Source organism: Acetomicrobium mobile, from assembly GCF_937920065.1.
This window is the reverse complement of the sequence record NZ_CALETC010000155.1, coordinates 1-3,501: the sequence shown is the minus strand read 5'-3', so window position 1 is coordinate 3,501 and position 3,501 is coordinate 1. Positions and strand designations below refer to the sequence as shown.

The 3,501-nt window shown below is 45.5% G+C and carries 3 protein-coding genes; 1 reads left to right on the top strand and 2 read right to left on the bottom strand.

Annotated elements, in window-relative coordinates; all coding sequences use genetic code 11:
* Positions 1-220, top strand: a 220-nt coding sequence (locus tag Q7P41_RS05920) for a M20/M25/M40 family metallo-hydrolase (RefSeq protein ID WP_369693143.1), incomplete at its 5' end; no start/stop codon positions are given.
* A 146-nt stretch (positions 221-366) separates the two neighbouring features.
* On the opposite strand, the gene Q7P41_RS05915 is transcribed toward Q7P41_RS05920, so the two are convergent.
* Positions 367-2,088 (bottom strand): adenine deaminase C-terminal domain-containing protein, encoded by a 1,722-nt coding sequence (locus Q7P41_RS05915; protein ID WP_303882870.1) that lies wholly within the window; start codon positions 2,086-2,088, stop codon positions 367-369.
* An 86-nt stretch (positions 2,089-2,174) separates the two neighbouring features.
* Positions 2,175-3,501 (bottom strand): NCS2 family permease (locus Q7P41_RS05910; protein WP_303882869.1); only part of this gene is annotated, 1,327 nt, incomplete at its 5' end.

Below are 3,501 nucleotides of genomic sequence, written 5' to 3'. Positions count from 1 at the left end.
GTCTAATGTAAAACCTAGTATGATATCTGAGGATTTTGCATTTTACGCAAAGCAAGTACCGGCAACATACTTTTTTTTGGGATGCGAGTCGCCCCATCCGCTGCATTCAAGTCAGTTTCTTCCAAACGAAGGATGCATAGAGATAGGAATTAAAGTTCTGACAAACCTCGTATTAAATGATTTTTTAGGCATAGATGAGAAACAATCACAAACTTTTTAAAAAATGCTTTTTTGCATCGTAGACGATCATGATTTTCATTTGTAGTCGGCTGGCCACGATGCTTTGTTTAGCCAGCCGACTTTTTCGTTTTGCTGGAGATGGGAATATCATGTTTGTGCCCCCCTACGTCATTGACGGGGATTACGTTACACAAACAAGGGGACGATTTGTAGCTTTAAGGTGTCTACCAAGCCTTTGTCCGTTATTTTCAAGGCAGGGCTTACCGGCAGCGTGATGGTGCAGATGCTCATGATCGGATTGGTAGATTTAAATCCGTGGTTTATGAGAGCGTCTTTTATGGCCGCACTGGCTTGGGCTACTTCTTGAACGCAATTTTCGCTGAGCAATCCGCCGATTGGAAGGTGTAAACAAGCCTCAATATCTCCGTTTGATACCAAAACCATACCACCTTGTGATTTTACGACCCAATTTGCGGCTTCCATCATGTCTCTTACGTTGTCGCCAATGATTAAGAGATTATGATGATCGTGGGCGTAGCTGCTTGCAAAAGCCCCATTTTTGATTACAGTGCCGCTTACCAAACCTGTAGCATAACTGTCGCCGCCATATCGATTTATTACGACAACCATGTTGAGACCGGCCTCGTTCCACATCAGGTCACCCTCTCTTACCGGGACGTCGACAAAAATTTCTTTTGTAGATGTGTTTGCCGAATTCTTTTCCATCACTCGACATCTCTGGTAACCCTCTTTTATTGGAGGGACAAGGAGAAACAATTTTTCCTCGATTGGTGGAGTGTTAACGGTCTTATAAAACTTATCGCTAAAGGATTTATCTAAAGAATCCTGTTCACTTGAGTTAGAAGCTAAAGAGTAAACGATTTCTCCCTTCTTCATGACCCACGCTATGGGAAGATCTTCGCTTCGTTTATTTAGGAAGACTATATCTGCTATTTTACCGGGCGCAATAGCCCCTCTGTCGCGAAAGCCCATTCTGTCAGCGGGAGAGAGGGTGGCAGCAATGATGGCGGATTCAAAAGGCAATCCCCTTTCTACCGAAAGCCTTATTAGCAAATCCAAGTGGCCTGCTTTCATAAGTTTATCCGGGGGCACGTCGTCTGTCACAAGTGAAAATCGTCCGTCACAGCCTAAGTTTCCTAAAATTGCCATGGTTTCTTCGGTAATTGAGCTTTCCTGTAACTCTACGAACATGCCCATTCCTAGACGATCCTCTAGACCCTCGGGGCTTTGCATGCAGTGATCAGAGTCCACTCCTGTAAACAACACTTTTGACAGCTCAAATCCTTTAATTGATGGGACGTGACCTTCTACGGCCAAAAAAGGATAGTGTTCGCGCATATATCTGACAAAGTCCATGGCGCGACACTCTCGAAGTTGCATTAAATCGGTATAATTCATCACTTCGCCGAGGCATACCATCCTTTTCTGCTCATCGCTAAGCAAAGTCTTGATTTCTTTAAGGCCGATTTCGCCTCCTGTGCTTTCGAGCTCGTTATTGGTGGAAGGGACAGAACTTGGTATGCCGTAAAAGACATCTATGGGAGCGCCTTTGCCAGCATCTATCATCCCCTTGATGCCTTCAACGCCAAGCACGTTTGCCATTTCGTGGGGTTCGCTTACTATGGTCGTGGTTCCGTGAGCGACTACGGCACGGGCGAAGTTGAGCGGGGTTAAAAAACTGCTCTCAATGTGCATGTGGATGTCAATGAATCCCGGAATCAGAGCACCACCTCGGCAAGATATGCGCTTTACAGGTTCAAAGTCGATAGATGAGGCATTGCCCACAAAAAGGATCTTTCCGTCGCGGATTGCTACATCGGCGGTGATCCACTTTTTTAGGTAGACGTTAAAAACTTCCCCATCTGTTAGTAAGCAATCTATTTTCATTTTTCATCTCCCCTTATGTCATTTCAACCAGGGTCAAAGTGTAGTTAAGACTATGATCGAGGTTTAATATGAAACTTTGTATGGGCCTAATGTGCAACTAATGTATAAAAATAACATACCATTAAAAATGCTACTACGTAAAGGCTCCAGTGGACCTCTCGTACTCTACCACTGACGAGCTTTAGAAAGGCATATGCTATAAGGGCTGCAGCGACACCGTTGCCTGAATTGAAGCTAAATATTGTAAGCACAATACATATGAAAGCCGGGAAATACTCAGTAAAATCGTCGTAATCTATTCGAGCCATCGACTTGAGCATGGTTATCCCAATGTAAATGAGAGCCGGAGCAGCTGCCGCTGAGGGGATCATTAAAGCCAGTGGCGAGAAAAAGAAGGTCACCATGAATGCACAAGCCGTGACCAGTGCCGTCAACCCCGTCCTGCCTCCTGCGGCTACGCCGGCAGAGCTTTCCAGGTAGGTGGTTAAAACGGGACAACTGAATAACCCTCCGAAAGCTGTGGCACAACTGTCTACATAAAAACACTTCTCGATGCCGGGCAAGTTGCCTTTTTCGTCCAAAAATCCACCCAAGGCCCCCACTCCTAAGACTGTTCCTAAAGTAGAGAAGAAGTCGGGAATAAAGAAGGCCAAAAGAAAAGGCAGATACTGAACTTTCATAGCCCCTAATAGGTCTACTTTAAAGGCTAAAGGGGCTATGCTCTCCGGGATAGTAATTATTGAAGATGGAATCTTCGTTATCCCCATGGGAATTCCTATGAGGGTGGCCAGTGCGATGGAAAGAATTATCCCGCCCTTGACCTTTCTGCTCTCGAAAAAGAGTATCAACAAAAAACCGATAAGCGCTAATGCGACCTTCGGTTGGGCTAAATCGCCAAAGCTTAAGACGTTTTTGCTGGCATCGGCAATGATAATTCCGGCTTGGCGAAATCCGATGCATGAGATAAATAAACCGATTCCTGCACCTAGAGCTATTTTTACACTGGGGGGGATAATTTTTACTATGAAATCCCTTACCCCAAGGAAGCTCACGGCCATAAATATTAAACCACTTAAAACGATGATGCCCGAAGCTACGGGAAGCGGCACGCCACCCTTTAGAAGAGTGAGGCTGAATATGGCCACACTCCCCATTCCCGGGCCGAGGGCAAAGGGCCTGTTGGTGTAAAGAGCCATGGCTGCCGTTGTAATTACCGTCATTAATACTACGACGCTTAAAGCGGAGCCCCTTGGCAAGCCACCTTCGGCCAACATTGCAGGTACAACCGCCACGATGTACGCCATTGTCGCGAAAGTTGTAAGCCCTGCAATGACTTCTGTTTTGACGTTAGTATGATTTTCTTCGAGGTGAAAATACCTATACAACCAATTCTTAGACTCTCCATCCATGATT

Excerpts from the sequence above, each read along its gene's own strand:
- Q7P41_RS05915 (WP_303882870.1), bottom strand. The coding sequence starts at position 2,088 with ATGAAAATAGATTGCTTACTAACAGATGGGGAAGTTTTTAACGTCTAC.